Origin of the sequence: Burkholderia sp. Ac-20392, from assembly GCF_017104585.1 — a bacterium.
In the GTDB taxonomy this organism is placed as follows: Bacteria; Pseudomonadota; Gammaproteobacteria; order Burkholderiales; family Burkholderiaceae; genus Burkholderia; species Burkholderia lata.
The window spans coordinates 1-2,508 of sequence record NZ_JAAGPB010000820.1; the positions used below are offsets into that span (position 1 = coordinate 1).

At 66.6% G+C, this 2,508-nt stretch carries 3 protein-coding genes and 1 pseudogene; 3 read left to right on the forward strand and 1 reads right to left on the reverse strand.

Annotated features, from left to right (window positions below; all coding sequences use genetic code 11):
- Window positions 1–184, reverse strand: a 184-nt coding sequence (locus G3N99_RS38620; RefSeq protein ID WP_206125020.1) for a heme-binding protein, incomplete at its 3' end; no start/stop codon positions are given.
- A 95-nt stretch (window positions 185–279) separates the two neighbouring features.
- On the opposite strand from G3N99_RS38620, the gene G3N99_RS38625 reads away from it, so the two are divergent.
- The 3 genes and pseudogenes from G3N99_RS38625 to G3N99_RS38635 form a co-directional block, all read left to right on the forward strand.
- Complete coding sequence (locus G3N99_RS38625; protein WP_206125022.1) at window positions 280–1,194, forward strand: LysR family transcriptional regulator; 915 nt, start codon at window positions 280–282, stop codon at window positions 1,192–1,194.
- An 80-nt stretch (window positions 1,195–1,274) separates the two neighbouring features.
- The gene (locus G3N99_RS38630; protein ID WP_206125021.1) at window positions 1,275–1,709 is read left to right on the forward strand and encodes a hypothetical protein; all 435 of its coding nucleotides are present in this window, start codon (window positions 1,275–1,277) and stop codon (window positions 1,707–1,709) included.
- 428 nt (window positions 1,710–2,137) lie between these two features.
- Window positions 2,138–2,508, forward strand: a pseudogene (locus G3N99_RS38635) (hypothetical protein); the annotation flags it as partial.

The window sequence follows — 2,508 nt, forward strand, 5'->3', positions numbered from 1 at the left end:
TTTGCGCGAGATCGATCGCGCCGAGCAAGCAGTCGTCGGTGCGCGCGAACGCGAGCAGGTTCGCGCCGGCATCGACGATCGCGACGGCGATGCCGGCGACCTGCAGCGAGGCGGCATGCGCGAGTGCCGCCTCGATCGTGCGGCGGGCGGCCGCGAGCGGCAGTGCGGCGATGAGCGGGTTCATGCGGGGCTCCGGTGGGACGACAGGGCCAGTGTAGGCCGTTGCGGTATATGGGAGAATCCGCATTCCGCTCGAAGGAGTTTCAAGTTTTTTTAATGATGAGCAGACGCGATCCGATGGCCGGGCTGCACGTGTTCATGACCGTCGCGACGGCCGGCAACTTCACGCGCGCCGCCGCCGCACTGGGCCTGACGCCGGCGGCCGTCAGCCTCGCGATCGGGCAGCTCGAGGGCGAGCTGAACGTGAAGCTGTTCAATCGCAGCACGCGCGGCGTGAGCCTGACGGAAGCCGGCCAGCGTTACTGGCAGCAGACCGAGCCTGCGTACCGGCAGGTCATGCAGGCACGTGACGAACTGAAGGATGCGCGCAGCGAGCCGAACGGGTTGTTGCGCGTGACCGCGCTGCCGCTGGCGCGGACGCTCGTGATCGCGCCGGTGCTCGCCACGTTCCGCGAGCGCTACCCGAAAGTCCGGCTCGAGATTCGCTACGAGAACGAACTGGTCGATATCGCGAAGGACGGGTTCGATGCGGGGATTCGCCTGGCCGACCGGCTGCAACCCGGCATGATCGGCGTGCGGATCGCGCCGGCGTTGACGTGCGCGCTGGTGGCGTCGCCAGGCTATCTGGCACGGCACGGCGTGCCGGCGTCGATTGCGGAGCTCGAGCGGCATGCGTGCATCCGTTTCCGGTTCTCGGAGAGCGGGCGTCTGCACAAATGGCCGTTGCGTGACGGGCAGCGCGACGTCGATCTCGATCCGGACGGCGTGTTCGTGACGAACGACGCCGACGCGGTGATCGACGCGGCGCGCGCGGGTGTCGGCATTGCATTCGCGTTCATGCGCGAGCGGATCGAGCAGGACCTGCGCGACGGCGCGCTCGTCGAGGTGTTGCCCGGCGCGTGCCGCACGCTGCCGCCGATGTGGCTGTACTACGTCAACCGCAAGCACGTGCCGGCCAAGCTGCGTGCGTTCATCGACGTGCTGCGCGAACGCGGCGGCGCGGACGACGCATAGCCGCATCGGCCGGCCGACTGCGGCGATGAGGCCGTCGGCGCATGATGGCGGCTCCAGCCACGAAGCCATGGAGTCACGTCATGACGGCAATTTCGTATTTCCCGATTCGAACCCTTGCAATCGCTGCAGCGTTGGCCGGCGCCGCGATCGTTAGCGTACCGGCCATCGGCCAGACGTCGACCGTGCCGGCCGGAACGACAGCCGCGACGCCCGACAATGCGGTACTGCTCACCGTATTCCTGAAACACGACCAGTCGCGCCCGCTCGCCGAACTGAATGCGCAACTCGCGAAGCAGGGGTTCTACAAGGCATTTCCGCCGCCGGGCGTGGAGGTGGTGAGCTGGACCGTGACGATGGGGATCGGGCAGATCGTCGTGCTGCGGCTGCCGGCGTCGCGGCTGCGCGAGGTCAATCGCGTGCTGGAGGATACGGCGTGGGGTGCGTACCGGACGGAGTTCTATCCGACTTACGACTACAAGGCGATCGGGTTGGGGGAGCATGAGCGGGCGGAGTGATGGGGCCCGTGTGTTCCCGGGGCGGGAGACGGTGGGACCCCGTCACCCGGATCCACCCGTCCCCATTTCCGAAGTGCTGCACCGGCCCGTGAATCCGTCCTCGTTCACGCGGCCCGACCGGGAGAATTTCTCCCAATTCCGCGACCGGTCATTCATCCGATGAAAAAACCGTGACGGTTCCCGGTATGATGCGCACCTTGCGTTTGTCGGACGCACTATTTTTGATGCGATTTTGATGTGCAAGGCACGACAAATCCGCACAATCCGAACCTGAAAGATTCTGTAATATAAATTCCGTATACTCGTAAGTTCTGATCCAGGCGCCGCCTGCCATTTCCTTCGGCCGACCGCCCACGCAGAACAACCAGATACGTCGCCGCCTGGCCGTCTTGCGCCGCGACACGCTATGCACCACCACTGAACACTCTATGTCTTCCCGCCACTCTGGTTCGCCCGGCCGCGCCGAGGCGGTGATCGCCCGTGTCCGGGCGCTGATCCGCAACGAGCGTGTGCTGTCGCCGCTGCTCGCGCTCGGCATCGGCCTGCTGCTGATCGTGGTTTTCCAGCACCTGTCGGAATCTGTCGACTACCGGTCGGTGATCCGCCAGCTGCGTCACATGTCCGCCGGCGAGTGGGGTGCGTCGCTCGCCGCGACGGCCCTCAGCTATCTCGCGCTCGTCGCCCGCGACGCGGTGGGCCTGCGCTATGTCGCCGCGAAGGTGCCGCGCGTCGCGTTGTGGATCGGCGCGATCGCCGGGTCCGCGCTCGGTAACGCGACCGGCTTCGGCGCGCTGACGGG

What these genes read in the sequence shown, in the direction of transcription:
- G3N99_RS38625 (WP_206125022.1), top strand. Translation starts at nt 280, where the DNA reads ATGAGCAGACGCGATCCGATGGCCGGGCTGCACGTGTTCATGACCGTC.
- G3N99_RS38630 (WP_206125021.1), top strand. Translation starts at nt 1,275, where the DNA reads ATGACGGCAATTTCGTATTTCCCGATTCGAACCCTTGCAATCGCTGCA.